The organism is Streptomyces sp. NPDC111802 (genome assembly GCF_055634335.1).
In genome coordinates, this window is the sequence record NZ_JBVKCZ010000021.1 from 1 (window position 1) to 17,036 (window position 17,036).

The window sequence follows — 17,036 nt, forward strand, 5'->3', positions numbered from 1 at the left end:
ACAGCAGCAACGGCTCCAGCTTCGGACCCCGACGAGGAACTGACGCACCAGCAGCAGAAGTCACACAACAACTAACGATCAACTACTGGCGCAGGCCACTAGCAGCGCGATGTCGTCGCTCGGCCGGGCCGGCAGCCGGGCCTCCAGTACGGCCTGGCAGGTCTCCTCCGGCGACCGGCCGGCCCCGGCCAGCGCGTCCCGCAGCAGGTCCAGACCCTCGTCGATGTCCCGTTCCCGGTCCTCCACCAGCCCGTCCGTGTACAGCACGAGCCGGCTGTCCTCCGCCAGCTCCAGTTCGGCCGTCTCGAACGGCAGCCCGCCCAGGCCGAGCGGGGGACCGGCGGGCACCTCGGGGAACTCCACGGTGCCGTCCGGCCGGACCACGGCCGGCGGCGGATGACCGGCCCGGGCGACCGTGCACATCCGCGACACCGGGTCGTAGACCGCGTACAGACAGGTCGCGCCGGTCACCGCTGCGCTGTCGGACTCCTCAGCCTCGTCCTGGTCGATGCGGGCGACCAACTCGTCGAGGAGCGCGAGCAGTTCGTCGGGCGGCAGGTCCAGGGCGGAGAAGTTGTGCACGGCCGTACGCAGCCGTCCCATCGTCGCCGCCGCGTGCAGCCCGTGGCCGACGACATCCCCCACCACCAGCGCGACCCGGGCGCCGGACAGCGGCAGCACGTCGAACCAGTCGCCGCCGACCCCGGCCTGCGCCGGCAGGTACCGGTAGGCGATGTCCAGGGCGTTCTGCTCGGGCAGACTGCGCGGCAGCAGGCTGCGCTGGAGCGTCACCGCCATGCTGTGCTCGCGGGTGTACCGGCGGGCGTTGTCGATGGAGACCGCCGCCCGCGCGACCAGCTCCTCCGCCAGCGCCAGCTCGTCGGCGTCGAACGGACCGGACTTCCGGGACCGCCAGAAACTCACCACGCCCAGCACCAGGGACCCCGCCCTGAGCGGCACCGCGATCAGCGAGTGGATGCCGAACTGCACGACCTGCGCCGAGCGCTCCTGGTCCTGGGCACGCCAGCCCGGCGCCTCCTCCAGCCGCGGCTCTACGACGGCCTGCTCGTCCTTGAGCGCGCGGCCCTGCGGCGAGGCGTCGACGAACCGGATCTGCTCGCCCACCGGGTACAGCGGCGCGTCCTTGCGTACCCCGCTGCACGCCGTGCGCCGCAGCCGGGTGCCCGCCTCCGGCTGCCCGCCCCCGAGTACGGCGTCGAACAGGTCGACGGTGGCGTAGTCCGCGAACCGGGGCACCGCCAGCTCCGCCAGTTCCTCGGCGGTACGGGTCACGTCCAGGCTGGTGCCGATGCCCACCCCGGCGTCGTACAGCATGTCGAGACGCTCGCGGGCCTCCTCGGCGCGACCGGACAGGGCGCGCAGCTCGGTCGAGTCGCGCAGCGTGGCGACGCTGCCGGAGGGCCGGCCCCTGAGGTGGGTGGGGCGTTGGTTGACCGCCAGCAGCCGGTCCTTGACCAGGTGCACCTCGTCCGTGGCCATCCGGCCGGAGTCCAGCAGTTCGGCCGTGTCGGGGGCGAGGCCGAGGTCGAGCACGCGGTGCCCCTCCGCGTCCTCGGGCAGGTCGAGCAGGCGGTGCGCCTCGTCGTTGGCGAGCAGCAGCCTGCCCTCGTCGCCGACGATGATCACGCCCTCCCGCACGGCGTGCAGGACGGCGTCATGGTGCTCGTACATCCGGGTCATCTCATCCGGCCCCAGGCCGTGCGTCTGCCGCAGCAGGCGTCGGCTGACCAGCGCGGTGCCGGCCGTGGACAGGGCGAGCGCGACCGCCGCGGCGGTCAGGACGAGGGGCAGTTGGCGGTCGGCCGTGCCGCCCACGGTGGCGGTCGTGATCCCGGCCGACACCAGGCCGACGACCTTTCCGTCGGGATCGTTGATGGGGACGACGGCCTGGACGAGCGGGCCGATGGTGCCGGTGATCTGCTCGGTCACCACCTTGCCCTCCAGCGCGGGCTCCAGGTTCCCGACGAAGTGCTTGCCGATGCGGTCCGGCTTGGGGTGGGTGTAACGGATGCCGTCGGTGTTCATGACGACGATGAAGTCCACATCGGTCGCCTCGCGCGCCGCCTCGGCCCGGGGCTGGAGCAGGGCCGTGGGATCAGGGCTCCGCAGCGCCTCCCGGGTGCCCGGCGCGTTCGCGAACGCCTCGGCCACCGCCACCGAACGGTTGCGCGCCTCCTGAGTGGAGTCGTAGCGCACCTGAAGCACCAGGGCCACCACCGCGGCGACCACCAGCAGCAGCACGATCACCACTTGCAGCAGGAACACCTGCCCGGCGACGCTGCGACCGCCGACCGACGACCGCAACCAGGCGAGCGGGCCCTTGTGCTGGCCCTCCGGATCGCGTGGTACGCCCCGCTCGGGCACGAGGCTGCCGCGGTCGGGCGCACGCCAGGTGCGCGGACCGCTGGGACGACTGGCCGACCGGGCCCCGGATCGACCCGATAGTCGGACCATGTGCCCATGTCTACACTGCCGGGCCCCCGGAGGCGAGAGACGTCACACACCGTGACAGAAGCTGTTTCCTCTCTCACACTTCGATCACCGGCGTGATCGGTGGAATCCGGGCAACTCCCGTATCCCCGACGGGGGTACGCCGATGGTGGGCACCCTCACTTCCCGCGCAGCGGCGTGGCCCGCCGGGTCGCGAGCAGCAGGGCGATGTCATCCGGGCGGTCCGCCATGTGCCGGGCCGTCGCGGTGAGCCGGTCCGCCATGCCGGCCAGCGAGCGGCCGCCAAGGCGAGCGCCGGGGGCACCGGCCTTGGCCAGCGCCACCCGCAGCGCGCTGATGCCCTCGTCGATGTCGACGCCGGGCCGTTCGACCAGCCCGTCCGTATACAGCGCCAGCACGGCACCGGGCTCCATCCGCAGCTCCTCCACCGGATACCGGGCCTGCGGATCCACGCCGAGCACGACCCCGCCCGGCAGGTCCAGGAGTTGCGTACGGCCGTCGCGGCGGCGCAGCAGCGGACGCGGGTGCCCGGCGACGGCCGCCTGGGCGAGACCGGTCGCGGGGTCCAGCCGGATGTAGCAGCAGCTCGCGAACAGGCCCGTGTCGAGGTCGATGAGCAGATGGTTGGTACCGCTCATGACCTCGTCGGGCGGCCGGTCGCCGAGCGCGAAGGCCCTCACGGCGCTGCGGATCTGACCCATGGTCGCCGCCGCCTGCACACCGTGCCCCTGCACATCGCCGATGACCAGGGCCAGCCCGTCGCCGGCGGGCACGACGTCGTACCAGTCGCCGCCCACCTCCATGCCCTGGGTGCCCGGCAGATAGCGCCCGGCGGTCTCCAGCAGCGGGTGCTGGGACAGCCGCCGGGGGAGCAGCGCCTGCTGGAGCCCGCGGGCCAACGCGGCCTCGCTCTCGTAGCGCTGCGCCTTCTCCAGGGCGTGCGCGATCAACCCGGCCATGGCGGTGAGCACCGCGCGTTCCTCGGAGCTGAAGCTGCGCGGCCCGTCGAAACCGAGGATGCAGGAGCCCACGGGGCGCCCGGAGGCGATCAGCGGCAGGAAGGCGCGGGCGCCCTCCGTGGCGTCCAGCGCGATACCCGGATAGGCGTCGGCGAGCTGCTGCATCGAGTCGAAGAACAGCGGGCGTCCGGTGGTCAGCGTCTCCACCCCCGGCAGGCCCTCGTCCAGCCCCACACCTTCGAACGGGGCGAGGAACCCTTTGGGGAAGCCCGTCTCCCAGGCCAGATGGAGATGCCGCTCCTGGAGCAGGTAGATGGCCAGCCGGCGGCCGCCGAACACGGGCAGCAGCTCCCGCATCACGACGGCGGACACCTGACGCGGGGTGACCGCCTCGGTGAGCGCGATGGCCAGGACGATGGGCCGGTACAGCGGAGCGAGCGACGTCGCGCCGGCCGGCTCCGGTGTGACCTGCGTGTCGGGAAGGTCCGACGGATGGTCCGCCACGCCGTGCCCCGGGCGGATGGTGCAGGTCAGCAGGTCGGGGCCGGGATACAGGGACAGCGCGAGCCAGTCGCCCCCGAACGGGCTGGCGGCGGGATCATGCTCCTGGGCCGACGGTCTGCGGACGTGGAAGTGCACCGGCTCCGGCGACAGCAGAGCCACCCGCAGATGGTCCTCGACGGCGGGCTGGTTCAGCCACGGCACGGTCTCCCACAGGATCCGGCCGAGCAGTTCGGTACGTGAGCGGCGCAGCAGCTGTGCCGCGTGCGGATTGGCGTAGACGACCGCTCCCAGCCGGTCCAGGCAGAAGATGCCGTCCGGCAGCAGATCGGCTGCCACCTCGGCCACCGCGCTCTCCCCCGGATCCAGGACGACACCTCGCACGGGCGCCATGCCGAAGGGGGCCGCGTCGTCGTAGGGCCCCCAGATCTCGACCAGCCGCAGTGCGCCGTTGGGCGCACGTACGTACAGCGGCAGGGCCGGCGGCCGGCCACCGGCCGCCTCCCGCAGGGCCGCGAGAATCCGCTCCGTGTCCCTCGGGGCGACGGCCTCCGCGAACGCCTGCACGCTGGCGTGGGCCTCGCCGGGGACCGTACCGAGCACGACGTTCAGCCGCTCCTCGGCGCTCACCGAACCCGTCACCGGGTCCCAGGCGAACCGGCCGAGATATCCGGAAGGCCGACGCCGGGCCGGCGGCCGGACGCACAGGGGCCCGTCGTCCCAGGAAACCGCGGGCCCGTCCCCCTTCTCCAGGCCCCGCAGCGCCGAGCCCAGCTCCTTCGCCACCTGCGCCATGCGCTCGCGCACCGGCAGCAGCTCCGTGGCGTCCGGCGCCGAGGGCCGCAGCACCGTCAGCACCCCGAAGACGGACGACCCGCTCGTGACAGGGACGTGCACGGATCCGAACTGGAACGGCAGACCGGCGGCGAACTGCGGATAGCGGCGCATCGTCTCCGTAGCGTTCGGCAGCACCACCTCAACCCCGAGCCGATAGGCGTCCGCGACGGGGAACGGGCGGTCCACATGCAGCCGCCACCACGGCCGGAACAACGGCCCCGGCACCCCCTCCAGCACCGCCAGACGGAGCAGTCCGGGCGTGCTTGAGCGCAGATAGACCCCTCCCGCGTGGCCGGCCGCCGCGCTGATCGCCTCGGCCGAGGCATCGATCAGCAGCGCCGCCAGCCCGCCGGGCGTCCGCTCTGCGCCTTCGGCGCTCACCGTCATCGGCCCTACCTCGTCAGTACGCCGTCACGCCCGCGACACAGCAAGAATGCGCCACGACGCACCCCGCCCGCACCTGGGCGGCGCGAATCAGGTGCCGTCGATCATGGGGACGGGGGATCGGGGGGATCGGAGGGGCATCGCTTGCCGGCGTCACGGCCGTCCCGGAAACGCGTTCCCGACATCCGACAGCGAAACGGCACCACAGCGGATGGCAGGGCGGATGCTGGCAGAAGGACTCGGTCACGATCCGGTGGGCACGCCACAGGCAGGAGAGCAGACGCCATGGAGTACTACGACCTCGGCACCCACACCCGCACCGTCACCACGTCCTCCGCCCACGCCCAGCTCTGGTTCGACCGCGGGCTGGCCTGGACGTACGCCTTCCACCACGAGGAGGCCGTCGTCTGCTTCGAGACCGCGGCCGAGGCCGACCCCGACTGCGCCATGGCCCACTGGGGCATCGCCTACGCGCTCGGCCCGAACTACAACAAGCCCTGGGAGTTCTTCGACGACCAGGACCTCGTGCGCACCGTGGACCGCACTCACGCCGCCGTGGAGCTGGCCCATGAGAAGGCGGCGACCGGCACCCCCGTCGAACGGGCCCTGATCGGCGCACTGCGTGCCCGCTATCCGCAGGCCAAGGCGGTGGAGGACTGCTCGGTCTGGAACGTCTCCTACGCCGACAGCATGCGCCTGGTCTACGATCTCGCCCCCGACGACCCGGACATCGCCACCCTGTACGCCGACGCGCTGATGAACCTCACCCCCTGGCAGCTGTGGGACCTCAGGAGCGGTGAACCGGCCGAAGGCGCACGCACCCTGGAGGCCAAGGACGTCCTCGACCGGGCCCTCGCCACCGACGCCGGACGCGACCACCCGGGGCTGGTCCACCTGTACATCCACCTGATGGAGATGTCCCCGGCCCCGGAGCTGGCCCTGCCCGTCGCGGACCGGCTGCGCGGACTCGTACCGGACGCCGGGCACCTCCTCCACATGCCCTCCCACCTGGAGGTACTCTGCGGCGACTACCGGCGGGTCGTCTCGGACAACACGGCGGCCATCGAGGCCGACGAGAAGTACCACGCCCGAGCCGGGGCGATGAACTTCTACACCCTGTACCGCTCGCACAACTACCACTTCAAGATCTACGGTGCGATGTTCCTCGGCCAGTCCGTGGTGGCCCTCCGGACCGCGGCACAGCTCGAGGCGTCCATCCCCGAGGACCTCCTGCGCGTGCCGAGCCCGCCCATGGCCGACTGGCTCGAGGCCTTCCTCGCCATGCGCGTCCACGCCCTGATCCGCTTCGGCCGCTGGGACGACATCCTCGACCGGCCGCTGCCCACCGACCCCGAGCTGTACGCCATGACGACCGCGATGCTCCACTACGCCCGCGGCGTCGCCCTGTCCGCCACCCACCGCATCCCGGAGGCGGAAGCGGAACGCCTGCTCTTTCATGCGGCGGTCGCCCGGGTCCCCGAGACCCGCATGCTGTTCAACAACACCTGCGCCGACATCCTGGCGATCGCCTCGGCGATGCTCGACGGTGAACTGGAATACCGCAAGGGCAACTACGACGCGGCCTTCACCGCGCTGCGCCGCTCCATCGACCTGGACGACAACCTCCCCTACGACGAACCGTGGGGCTGGATGCAGCCCACCAGGCATGCCTACGGCGCCCTCCTCCTCGAACAGGGCCGCATCGAGGAGGCCGAGGCGGTCTACCGGGCCGACCTGGGCCTCGACGGCTCCCTCCCGCGCGCTCTGCAGCATCCCGGCAACGTCTGGTCCCTGCACGGCCTGCACGAGTGCCTGCTGCGTCTGGGCCGGACCGGGGAGGCGCAGATGGTGGCCCAGCAACTGCACCTCGCCGCCGCGCTGGCGGACGTACCGATCGAGGCCTCCTGCTTCTGCCGGATCGGCACGAGCACCCCTGGCACAGCCGAGGACGACTGCTGCGCCGAACGCCGATGAGGGCGTCGCACCCTGCGGGTGAAGGGCGCACGACCATCCGGATGCCGGACGCGTGGCGTGCGTCCGGCCCTCGGCGTGCGTGGTGTGCCCTGAGACGTCAGGACAGCTCCCCGCGAAGGAGACACACGGCATGCTCGGACAATCGCAGGCGTTCAGCGGCTTCTCGGTCGACGACCTCGGCGAGGCCCGCCGCTTCTACGGCGAGACACTCGGCCTGGAGGTGGAGGAGACCGGGGAGGGGGACATGCGCGTGCTGATCCTCAAGCTCGGCAGCGGCGCACAGGTCTTCGTCTACCCCAAGCAGTCGCACACCCCCGCCACGTTCACGATCCTCAACTTCCCCGTGGACGACATCACGGCCGCCGTCGCCGAACTGGAGCGGCGCGGTGTGTCCTTGGAGCGCTATCCCGGATTCGACCACGACGAGCAGGGCGTTGTCCGGGTCGGCGAGGGCGGCCCGGCGGCCATCGCGTGGTTCACGGACCCGGCCGGGAACGTCCTCTCCGTGCTCCAGGAGCACTGACCGAAGGCGTTCTCCTCCCCACGGCGGTGGCGCCGGGCCCGCGGTCGGCCCGGCCCGCCGCGGTCGCCGGGCAGGTCACCGGCCCCGGTGTGAGCCTGCTGACGACTCCCTCACCGAGACCACCCTGCACGCCGCCGTCCTCGACGCCATGGGCCACAACCTGGCCTCGGGACTGACCACCGCGGTGTCGCTGGCCGTTCTGCACCGGCGTCCTCGCCCAACTGGACCTGGTGAGCGGCCTGTTGCGCTGGACCAACTGCGGACATCCCGCGCCGCTGCTCATCCGGGATCAGTGGCTGCTCGTCGACGCCATGGAGCGGGACGCCGATCCGCCGATGGGTCACCGAGTCACGGACCCGGGATGGGGGGATGTTCGGCCTTGAGCACTTCACCGACTACATCATGCGGGCCACCGCCGCGGGCGAGCTGGCTCCGGAGACCCTGCGGCGGCTGATCCACTCGACACCCGGTGACACACCTGGCTCACCGAACGACAGGGGCTGTTCAGGGTCGGGCTGGCCCCTCGCCCCCTACGACGTCCGATCCGTCGGCTCTGCTCCGGGTCCTGGTCGGGCTCGGGCGAGCCCGGGGCAGCGGAACGCTCTTCGCCGCCCGGGGCCGGGCCGTTCCCGGTCAGGGCAACTCCGCCCGTGCGGGGCTGTCGTCGAGGAAACCCCCCGACTGGTGCTGCCACAGCTTCGCGTAGGCGCCGTCCGAGGCGAGCAGTTCGTCGTGGGTGCCCTGCTCGACGATTTGACCGCGGTCGAGAACGACGAGTCGGTCCATGGTGGCGACCGTGCTCAGCCGATGCGCCACCACGAGCGCGGTCCTGCCCTCCATGAGCCGCCACAGCGCCTCCTGGACGAGGATCTCGCTCTCCGAGTCCAGGGCGCTGGTCGCCTCGTCGAGCAGCAGGATCGGTGCGTCGCGCAGGATCGCGCGGGCGAGGGCGACTCGCTGGCGCTGACCGCCGGACAGCTTGATCCCGCGCTCGCCCACCATGGTGTCGAAGCCGTCCGGCAGCGCGTCGGCGAACTCCGTGACATGCGCCGCCTCGGCCGCGCGGCGGATCTCGGCGTCGTCGGCGCCCGGCCGGGCGAAGGCGATGTTCTCCCGCAGGGTGCGGTGGAACATCGCCGGATCCTGCGGTACGTAGGCGATCAGACCCCGCAGGTCGGCCTGGCGCAGTTGGCTGATGTCCTGACCGCCGATCAGGATCCGGCCGCCGTCGATGTCGGTCATCCGTAACAGCAGCCGGGTGAGGGTGGTCTTGCCACCCCCGGACCGGCCCACGAGGCCGATCTTCGTCCCGGCGGACACATCCAGCTCGAGGCCCTCGAACAGCGGCCGACCTCCGGCGTGGCTGAAATTCACCTTCTCGAAGCGGACGTCGGCGGGCGCCGGCAGCAGCGGCTCCGGCGACGGCGGGTCCAGCACGGTCGGCGGTGTCAGCAGCAGTTCGGTGAACTGCGCGGCCTCCGTCATCGAGCTCTCCAGCCGACGGTAGATCTGGTTGAACTCGAACATGATCCGCGTCGCGTTGGTGTAGTAGGTGAACGCGACCACGATCGCCTCCACCCCGTGCCCGCCGCCACCGAGCGTCACCGCGAGCAGCAGGCCCAGCGCGCTGGTCAGCACCGACATCGGAGCGACCAGTGTGTCGATGCGCAGATTGCCGTAGTCCCACGACCGCAGCATGAGCCGACGCGACTCCGCGACCCGGGAGCGGTGCTCGGCGGCCTCGCCCTCCTCGGCGGCGAACGCCCGCACCGTGTCCATGTTCATCAGACTGTCGGCGACATGTCCCGACATCCTCGCGATCGCCTCCTCACGCTGGTCGACCAGCGCCTGCCGGCGCCGGATGAGGGGAACCACGCACAGCGCGGTGACCGCGACCATCGTCAGGAGCCCGACGACCAGCAGTGGGTCGTAGCGCCACAACACCACCGCCCCGAACGCCAGCGGCACGAAGCTGCCGACGATCTGGAAGGTCAGTGTGTCGACGAAGTCCTCGTAGCGGGAGGCGAAGCTCAGGACGCGCTTGGTCAGCGATCCGGCGAAGTTGTCGTGGAAGAACGCGGCGTCCTTCGCGAACAGTTCGTCCATCCCGATCACGTACAGATGCTCGACGCCAAGGGCGTCCAGGCGGTTCAGACAGTGCAGTGCGATGCGCCACAGCGTCTCCGCGAGCAGGAGGACAGCGACGAAGCCCAGGATGTAGGGCAGCGTCGAGGCGACGGTGACGTCCTTGTCGCCGGCGATGGCGCCGACGAGCTTGGCGACGATCAGCGGCGCGATGTAGTTGATTCCGATGTTGCCGAACGCCGACAGCAGCATGGTGGGTACCGTCAGCCACCGCAGCCGGGCCAACTCCCGTCCGTAGTAACGAAGTGCGAGAAGCACAGAGCGTTTGCCCGGCAGAACCCTGCGAGGCTCAGGCGTTCCCATCCCACCCCCTGTGATGTGGTGCGGCAGCCCGCTGCGCGCTACCGCGGGCAGGGGGCATCGCCGCAAGTGACTACGTTGAGTGTCGATATGAATACGCAGTGTCCCGCGACAGTGGCTGCGGAGTCCACGCGTTTTCCGACCGGGGGGCGGCGTACGGGGGAGGTGCGGGGCGGTGGGGGCGCGACTTTTGACTACCGCGAGTAACGTGGTCAACTTTCTCCAGGGTTACCGAGCAGTCACTTCGGTGCCCGCTTCTCCCCTTTTCGGCACCTTTCCACCGTCACCTCGGAGGACCCTTCATGTCGACTCAAGGCGATGCCCTGGAGCAGGCACGCACCGACTACGAGCACCACATGCGGACCTGTCGGCAGTGCCATGCCGACACCGTCCCGTGCGCGGTCGCCAAGCACCTGCTGCGCCTGTACAACAACGCCCGAAGAAGCAGCGCCCAGCGGGACGCCGGGGGTCGCTGACAGGGGTTGCGGCCCGCCTCAGCCGAGGGTCGTCTCCCAGGTGTCCACGGCGTAGTGGACGGCCATCCCGTGCCGGGCGTACAGCGCGGGAGCACCGGTGGAGTTGGCGGTGTCCACGCCGAGTCCCACCGTGTCGCGTCCGCGCGCGGCGAACGCGCCGAACGCGTGCCGCAGCAGCAGTCCGCCGAGCCCGGAGCCACGGGCCTCGCGCAGGACGCCGATGCTGCGGATCCAGCCCATGGCCTCACGGTCGTCGCGTGAGATGAGGAACCCTGCGTCCCCCAGATCGTCAGTGCCGACGATCCACACCAGGGACCAGTCGAGGACGTCCGCGTCGACGTCATGCAGCCACTGGTCGTAGGTACGCGGCTGGAAGTCGAAGTGCTCGGCGAAGCTCGACTGGTACAGCGCGTGAACCCGCGCGCGGTCGGCCTCGTCGGCGCACGGGTGCAGCCGTACGCCGGCCGGAAGCTCCGGCAGGTGGTCCGCCGCGGCGTCCAGCGGGCGCTGAAGCACGTGATAACGCCGTACGACGTGCCAGCCCCGCTTCTCGATCAGTGCCGTGTCGAGCGTGGGCTCGGTGTTGAGATGCAGATGGACCACTGCCCTGGCCGCACCGTTCGCGCGGGCCTTCTCCAGGGAACGGGTCTCCAGCGCATCGAAGATGAGCTCCCCGGCCCGCTGATGGTCGGGGAGCACATAGTGGTCGACGTCGACGCGCTCGCCTCCGGACTCGTCCCACAGCAGGCCGTACGCCACCAGCCGGTCGCCGTCGAAGACCAGCCACGAGTCGCGGTCCAGAGCGATGTCGGGCCGCTTCAGATCGGCCTCGACGGTGTGCAGATCGGTCTCGGGTCGGCCTATCTCGATCCGGTCGATGTCATTGAGCAGTCCGGTGACGGCGGGCGCGTCGGCGAGGCGGGCCGGACGAAGGGCGTAGGGCATGGGCTCAGGGTCCGGGGGAGGTGAGGACGGCCGCAACGGATTTTCCGCGGCCGCCCACCCTCCCGCGGACGTCGGCCGTCAGCAGTCGGGCACTCCGGCGATCTTCTCGCCGCCCCGGATGTAGAGGTTGCTCACCCAGGCGATGTCACTGCCGGCGAACTCCTGCACCGCGGTCCACCAGCTGTTCCCGCCGACGGCCGGGTCATGGACGTACTGCCCCTGCGTCTGGCACACCGCGTCCAGCCAGTACTGCGAACGCACCGCGAGCCGCGGCGAGTCGCTCGTCGGCTGGCTGCGCAGATTGACGTCGGTCGCCCAGATGTAGACGTCGGTCAGACTCGGGTCGCCGCTGTTGGCCGCCGCGACGGCGGGTCCTGCGGGCGCGGGCGCGGCCTCGGCCGTGGCGGCGAGGGTGCCGACGGAGAGCGCGGCCACCGCCAGAACGGTGGCGCAACGACGCAGCGCTGTTTTCATGTGTGTCCCCCTGATGGAAAGAAAGTGCGCGGCTGAAGTCAGTGGTGGTTGCGGTCAGCAGGTCGCGGAGGCGGGCAGGTCGCCGTACTCGTTGCCCTTGAGGTAGACGGCGCTCACGTAGCCCTCGACGAGCTTGACCCACACGTTGTTGGTGTAGCCGTGGTCGCTGATGGTCTCGCCGCGCACCCAGCAGTACGCGCCACGCGGCTGGCCCGCCGTGACACTGCCGACCTTGTCGTACGAACGAGCCGGGCCGGAGCGGACGTTGACCGTCTCGTACGGCACGACGACGTACGGCGCGGCCATGATGCGGGCGCCGCCCTGGTCCGCGTCGGAGGCCGCGACCGCGGTGGCGGCCGTGAGCGGCCCCAGCAGAGCGAGCGCCCCGACGCCGACGAGCGCGGCCCGGGCGAAGGTACGAGTGGGCATGGTGGATTCCCCCTGTTTTTCCGACAGGTCACTTGCACGGCACCTGGCCGACGTTCGGAACCCTAGGCAAACGGGCGGTCGAAGGGACCCTGATATTTGTCAGGTACCGCTCGCCCGGCGCGGCTCGTACGGTCCTGACGACGAGCGGTGCCCGACCGGACGACGGCCGGCGGCACCGCCAGGACCAGGACTCCACCACCTCATGAAAGAGGAATCGCATGCGCCGCCGATCGCTCCGGACCCTGCTGGCCGCCTCGGGCGCCGCCGCGCTGCTGGCGCTCACGCCGCTCACCGCCGAGGCCGAGTCGTTCTCGGGCGGCAACTACGGCGCCTACGGCTTCGAGGGCCAGTACCCGACCGTCGGCGGCTGTGCCGGCAGCTTCCGGCAGGTCGGGCCGACCATGACCGCCGAAGGCATGGCGCTGAAGTACTTCTACTCCGACCGGTGCGGCTCGTTCGCCCGCATCGAGAACTCCCGCGCCAACTGCGCCGCCGTGCTGGAGCGCTCGAACTCCGGGGCCGGACGCGCTGACGGCTGGGTCTCGGAGACCGTCGACCCGGGCATCGACTACGCCTACACGAAGATCGGCAACAACCTCAGCGGCCGTGTCTCGCGCGCCCTGCTGACATGTGACGGTCACATCCTGACGAACACGAACTGGTACTGAGCGCCGGACCGCTCCACCCCTGGGCCGGTGGCGGGGCGGGCAACCAAGAGGGCCGTGGGCTCGTCCTTTGGATCATGTACACCGCCAGCATCACCGGCCCCTTGGCTGCCGCGTTGCGTCAGTTGTTCGACTTCGCGTGGCTACAGACCCGGTCCTGCGCCTTCGCCATCGCCCTGATGTCCGGCGTGGCGGCGTCCACCCTGCTGCCCGGCCTCCCCGTCGCGCGCTACGACCTGCTCGTCGTCTACGGCGTGCTGCTGACGCTGCTGTTCTGGCTGCGCGGCTGGGAGAACGGGCGGGACATCGGCGTCATAGCCGTCTGTCACGTCATCGGCCTGGCCTTCGAACTGGTGAAGGTGTCCCTCGGCTCATGGAGCTATCCCGAGCCGGCCGTACTGAAGTTCGCGGGCGTCCCGCTGTACGGGGGCTTCCTGTACGCCGCTGTCGGCAGCTATGTCTGCCGAGCCTGGCACCTGTTCGACCTGGAGCCGGTCCGCTACCGGCCGCGCTCGACGGCCGTGGTCGCCGCGGCGATCTACATCAACTTCTTCAGCCATCACTGGCTCCCCGACGCCCGCTGGGTCCTGGCCGCCCTGCTCCTCGCCGTCACGGCCGGCAGCTCGGTGCGCTTCACGGTGCGCGGCGTACGCCGAAGCATGCCCCTGGCGCTGTCGTTCGTCCTGATCGGCTTCTTCCTCTGGGTCGCGGAGAACCTCGCCACCTACGTGGGCGCCTGGCGCTACCCGTACCAACTCGACGGCTGGCAGCCCGTGGGAGTGGAGAAGTTCGGCGCCTGGTCCCTGCTGATCAGCGTCACCTTCGTGCTGGCGGCCGTCGCCCGGTCGCGTCGTACCGGGACCGGGTGAGGGCGGGGGACGAGCCCCCGCCGCCCATCGCTACTCGCTCTTCGGCCCCGCCTGCTGCACGACCTCGAACGACCACAGGGTGGACCCGCTGGCCGCCGGCTTGGGACGCTCGCCGCCCTCGCCACCGCCCTGGTGGGCCGTCTTCATGGGACCCTCCATCCAGGCCTGGAAGGACTCCTCGTCGCGCCACCGCGTGTACACGAGGTAGGTGTCGGTGCCCTCGACCGGCCGGAGGAGTTCGAACCACTCGAACCCGTCGGAGCCCTCCACGGCGTGCGCACGCGAGGCGAAGCGCTTCTCCAGCGTCTCGCGCTGCTCGGCCGGCACGGTCAGTACATTGATCTTGACTACGCTCATGGTGCTCATCCTGCCGCACGGCCGCCGGCACACGCGCGGCGGCTCGTGCGAGGAGCGGTCCGGTGCCGGTCACCGCCCGGACCGCCCTCACAGCTGTGGGTCAGGCCGTGTGCAGGGTCAACTCGTAGCGGCCGAGGATCTCGTTGACGGGCTGGAACCAGGTCTCCCCGCCGCCGGAGCAGTTGCCCCAGCCGCCCGAGGTGACGCCCTGCGCCTGTTCACCGCTGATGAAGGAGCCCCCCGAGTCGCCGGGCTCGGCGCACACGCTGGTCTTCGTCATCTGGTGCACCGCGCCCTGGCTGTAGTTGACCGTCTCGTTCTTGGCCAGCACGGTGCCGCAGTGCCAGTGCGTCGTGGAGCCGGACCGGCAGACGGAGGCACCGACGGGGGCCTCGGCCGAGCCGCGCACGAGGCGGTCGGGGACCGTGCCCCAGCCGAGGACGACCGGCACCGTCCACCAGCCGCTGCCGACGCTCACCCACGCGTAGTCGTTGTCCGGGAACGAGGAGCCCTGGAACGTTCCGATGTAACTGCCGTCCCAGCCCCGGACGCCGGCCCCCGGCTGACCGCAGTGCCCGGCCGTGATGAATCCGCCGTGCACCGAGAAGCCTATGGAGCAGCGGACGTTGCCCGTGTAGTACGGGTCGCCGCCGACCGTGCCCGCCGCGAAGGTGCGTGGGGCCGCGCCGACCGTCTCGACGGTGACGGGTCCCGCCGCTCGGGCCCGGGAGACGAACTGGCGGACATCGTTGTCAGCCCGCTTGGCGCGGACGACGTTCACGACGACGGTGTTGGCCATCGGATCGACGTGCCAACTGCTCACGCCCGACGGTGCGGCAAGGCGGTCGATGCGTGCCTTGGCCGCGTCGAGCTCCCGCGCGCTGTGCGCCACGGTGCGCACGCTCGCTCCGGTGGCGCGGACCTTCCCCACGGTCGCGGGCGGCGTGTCCGATGTGACGGCCACGGTGAGCCGCTCGCTCTCCGCGTCGAACCAGGAGCCGCCGTAGGAGGAACCGGCCGCCTCGCGTGCCTTCGGTGTGAGGTTCATGGCGGTGCGTTCCGCCGCCAGCCGGGCCTCGGCCCGCTCCTTCGACAGGCCGAGGTCGCGCTGCATCGCCTGGAGCAGACCGGCGGAGGTGGGTTCGGCCGCCGTGGGGGAGTCGTCCGCCGAGGCCCGTCCGGTGCCGCCCGCGGTCCAGCCGCCGAGGGCGAGGAGTGCGGCGAGGCCGGTGTACATGAGTCTGGTGCGTCTCAAGGGAGTTGCCCTTCGTCGTTCCAGCAAGGTGGGGTGGAACAACCGCAATCTGAGAGCGCTCTCATTCAGGGTCGGGCAGAGCATAGCCATGACGGCGTGTCAGGTCCATACCAAAGCGATGAAATGGCCGCACTCCGGGTGCCGGTGCCGTGCCGGTGTTGGTGCCTCGCCGGTGCCCGGAGTGCTCGAAGGGCCGCTCCGTCCGTGCTCAGCCGAGGTTGCCGGTCCTGGCCGTCTGCCACAGGTCGACGCCGCCGTCGGTGGCGTACTTGTCGATGTCGGCGAGTTCCTCGTCGGTGAAGTCGAGGTTCTCCAGCGCGGCCACGTTCTGCTCCAGCTGTTCGGTGCGCGAGGCGCCGATGACCAGCGACGTCACGCGCGGGTCGCGCAGGGCCCAGGCCAGCGCCAGCTGGGCGAGGGTCTGCCCGCGCCGGGCCGCGATGTCGTTGAGCGCGCGCAGCCTGCGCAGCATGTCGTCCGACAGCCACGTCTCGTCGAACGACTTGCCCTGCGTGGCGCGCGAGCCTTCGGGCACGCCGTCCAGATAGCGCCCGGTCAGCAGGCCCTGGGCGAGCGCGGTGAAGCCGATCACTCCGAAGCCCTCCTGCTCGGCCGCGTCGAGCAGGCCCTCGGTCTCGATCCAGCGGTTGAGCATGCTGTACGACGGCTGGTGGATCAGCAGCGGAGTGCCCAGCTCCCGCAGGATCGCGGCCGCCTGCCGGGAGCGCTCGGCGTCGTACGAGGAGATACCGACGTACAGCGCCTTGCCCTGACGGACGGCGGTGTCGAGCGCGCCCATCGTCTCCTCCAGCGGGGTACTGGCGTCGAGCCGGTGGGAGTAGAAGATGTCCACGTACTCCAGCCCCGTCCGCCGCAGCGACTGGTCGAGCGAGGCCAGCACGTACTTGCGGGAGCCGCCGCCCTGACCGTAGGGGCCGGGCCACATGTCCCAGCCGGCCTTGGTGGAGACCACCAGCTCGTCCCGGTAGGGCGCGAGGTCCTGCTTCATCAGACGGCCGAAGTTGATCTCCGCCGAACCGTAGGGCGGGCCGTAGTTGTTGGCGAGGTCGTGGTGGGTGATGCCGAGGTCGAACGCGCGCAGGGCGATCTCGCGCTGCGACTCGAAGGGCTTGTCGTCACCGAAGTTGTGCCAGTACCCCAGGGACAGCACGGGCAGGTCGAGTCCTGAGCGTCCGGTGCGCCGGTATCGCATCGTGCCGTCGTAGCGCTCGGGATCCGCGACGTGGTTCATCGAGTGGTTCTCCGCAAGGTGCAGTCGGGGTGGTTCGGTCCCTGGTGAGGGACGTGCTCACTTTGCTCCTGCATGATTCTGACGTCCAACGCATCCTTCTCATCGGATTCAGCGACGCTGTTTCTGAATGCACTGCATGCAGTGAACGCGATGAATGCAGGAGCGAAGAGGGCTGTCGTGCCGCTGTCGGCCTGAGTATTCCGGCTGCTCGGCGCGCGA

Annotated in this window: 14 protein-coding genes and 1 pseudogene; 6 read left to right on the plus strand and 9 right to left on the minus strand. The window is 70.8% G+C overall.

The window, feature by feature from the left end:
- Positions 1 to 78: 78 nt before the first annotated feature.
- Together ACZ7NC_RS23380 and ACZ7NC_RS23385 are read right to left on the minus strand one after the other, a co-directional pair.
- The gene (locus tag ACZ7NC_RS23380; protein WP_471490906.1) at positions 79 to 2,475 is read right to left on the minus strand and encodes a SpoIIE family protein phosphatase; all 2,397 of its coding nucleotides are present in this window, start codon (positions 2,473 to 2,475) and stop codon (positions 79 to 81) included.
- A gap of 155 nt (positions 2,476 to 2,630) precedes the next feature.
- A complete protein-coding gene (locus ACZ7NC_RS23385) occupies positions 2,631 to 5,156 on the minus strand; it encodes a SpoIIE family protein phosphatase (protein ID WP_471490907.1) in 2,526 nt (841 codons plus the stop codon).
- Between the two features lie 282 nt (positions 5,157 to 5,438).
- On the opposite strand from ACZ7NC_RS23385, the gene ACZ7NC_RS23390 reads away from it, so the two are divergent.
- The 3 genes and pseudogenes from ACZ7NC_RS23390 to ACZ7NC_RS23400 all read left to right on the plus strand — a co-directional run.
- The gene (locus ACZ7NC_RS23390) at positions 5,439 to 7,127 is read left to right on the plus strand and encodes a tetratricopeptide repeat protein (RefSeq protein ID WP_471490908.1); all 1,689 of its coding nucleotides are present in this window, start codon (positions 5,439 to 5,441) and stop codon (positions 7,125 to 7,127) included.
- 130 nt (positions 7,128 to 7,257) lie between these two features.
- The gene (locus tag ACZ7NC_RS23395; RefSeq protein WP_471490910.1) at positions 7,258 to 7,650 is read left to right on the plus strand and encodes a VOC family protein; all 393 of its coding nucleotides are present in this window, start codon (positions 7,258 to 7,260) and stop codon (positions 7,648 to 7,650) included.
- Between the two features lie 100 nt (positions 7,651 to 7,750).
- Positions 7,751 to 8,112, plus strand: a pseudogene (locus ACZ7NC_RS23400) (SpoIIE family protein phosphatase); the annotation flags it as partial.
- Positions 8,113 to 8,283: 171 nt separating this feature from the next.
- Here ACZ7NC_RS23400 and ACZ7NC_RS23405 read toward each other — a convergent pair.
- On the minus strand, positions 8,284 to 10,098 hold the full coding sequence (locus tag ACZ7NC_RS23405) for an ABC transporter ATP-binding protein (RefSeq protein WP_471490911.1): 1,815 nt from the start codon (positions 10,096 to 10,098) through the stop codon (positions 8,284 to 8,286).
- Positions 10,099 to 10,397: 299 nt separating this feature from the next.
- On the opposite strand from ACZ7NC_RS23405, the gene ACZ7NC_RS23410 reads away from it, so the two are divergent.
- Positions 10,398 to 10,571 carry a hypothetical protein gene (locus ACZ7NC_RS23410; RefSeq protein ID WP_471490913.1) on the plus strand — a complete coding sequence of 58 codons (174 nt, stop codon included), beginning with the start codon at positions 10,398 to 10,400 and terminating at the stop codon, positions 10,569 to 10,571.
- 18 nt (positions 10,572 to 10,589) lie between these two features.
- On the opposite strand, the gene ACZ7NC_RS23415 is transcribed toward ACZ7NC_RS23410, so the two are convergent.
- From ACZ7NC_RS23415 to ACZ7NC_RS23425, 3 genes are all read right to left on the minus strand, one after another.
- Entirely contained in the window at positions 10,590 to 11,516 is a 927-nt protein-coding gene (locus tag ACZ7NC_RS23415; RefSeq protein WP_471490914.1) for a GNAT family N-acetyltransferase, read from the minus strand.
- A gap of 78 nt (positions 11,517 to 11,594) precedes the next feature.
- Positions 11,595 to 11,990, minus strand: a complete 396-nt coding sequence (locus tag ACZ7NC_RS23420) for a peptidase M23 (protein WP_471490915.1) — start codon at positions 11,988 to 11,990, stop codon at positions 11,595 to 11,597.
- 54 nt (positions 11,991 to 12,044) lie between these two features.
- Positions 12,045 to 12,419, minus strand: a complete 375-nt coding sequence (locus tag ACZ7NC_RS23425; protein WP_471490916.1) for an SH3 domain-containing protein — start codon at positions 12,417 to 12,419, stop codon at positions 12,045 to 12,047.
- Between the two features lie 218 nt (positions 12,420 to 12,637).
- Between ACZ7NC_RS23425 and ACZ7NC_RS23430 the strand changes: the two genes are divergently transcribed.
- Together ACZ7NC_RS23430 and ACZ7NC_RS23435 are read left to right on the plus strand one after the other, a co-directional pair.
- On the plus strand, positions 12,638 to 13,087 hold the full coding sequence (locus ACZ7NC_RS23430; RefSeq protein ID WP_471490918.1) for a hypothetical protein: 450 nt from the start codon (positions 12,638 to 12,640) through the stop codon (positions 13,085 to 13,087).
- A gap of 74 nt (positions 13,088 to 13,161) precedes the next feature.
- Positions 13,162 to 13,953, plus strand: coding sequence for a DUF817 domain-containing protein (locus ACZ7NC_RS23435; protein WP_471490919.1), 792 nt, complete (start codon positions 13,162 to 13,164; stop codon positions 13,951 to 13,953).
- Between the two features lie 30 nt (positions 13,954 to 13,983).
- On the opposite strand, the gene ACZ7NC_RS23440 is transcribed toward ACZ7NC_RS23435, so the two are convergent.
- From ACZ7NC_RS23440 to mgrA, 3 genes are all read right to left on the minus strand, one after another.
- Positions 13,984 to 14,310: an antibiotic biosynthesis monooxygenase family protein gene (locus ACZ7NC_RS23440; protein ID WP_471490921.1), complete on the minus strand. Its 327-nt coding sequence runs from the start codon at positions 14,308 to 14,310 to the stop codon at positions 13,984 to 13,986.
- A 100-nt stretch (positions 14,311 to 14,410) separates the two neighbouring features.
- Complete coding sequence (locus tag ACZ7NC_RS23445) at positions 14,411 to 15,565, minus strand: S1 family peptidase (RefSeq protein ID WP_471490922.1); 1,155 nt, start codon at positions 15,563 to 15,565, stop codon at positions 14,411 to 14,413.
- A 208-nt stretch (positions 15,566 to 15,773) separates the two neighbouring features.
- Complete coding sequence (gene mgrA, locus ACZ7NC_RS23450) at positions 15,774 to 16,817, minus strand: L-glyceraldehyde 3-phosphate reductase (RefSeq protein ID WP_471490924.1); 1,044 nt, start codon at positions 16,815 to 16,817, stop codon at positions 15,774 to 15,776.
- Between the last annotated feature and the right edge of the window lie 219 nt (positions 16,818 to 17,036).